Raw genomic sequence first — 274 nt, forward strand, 5'->3', positions numbered from 1 at the left:
GGTTTCGCCATTCTTGTCCAGATCGCGCGCCAGCTCATTTACTGCGCGACGCACGCGCGTGTAGTCAGCGGAAAGTGCCGCATCTGTAAGCTCCAGCACATTCTTCATTTCGATCGCCACGGTCACCCCATGCGTAAAAATCTCAAGGCGATTTGTAAAACGAAAAACATTAATTGACAATGAAAAAACCGTAAGCGTAAAATGCACTGGCAATCAGGCAATAGGATTTTGTGCATATGACAAAGAGAAATCAGCATGTGGTCCCCCATAACGG

The 274-nt window shown here is 47.4% G+C and carries 1 pseudogene; it reads right to left on the reverse strand.

The window, feature by feature from the left end:
* Positions 1-207: pseudogene (locus AUL33_RS22895) on the reverse strand (hypothetical protein); the annotation flags it as partial.
* Positions 208-274 lie beyond the last annotated feature (67 nt).

Origin of the sequence: Aureimonas sp. AU12 (assembly GCF_001463705.1) — a bacterium.
Taxonomy (GTDB): Bacteria; Pseudomonadota; Alphaproteobacteria; order Rhizobiales; family Rhizobiaceae; genus Aureimonas.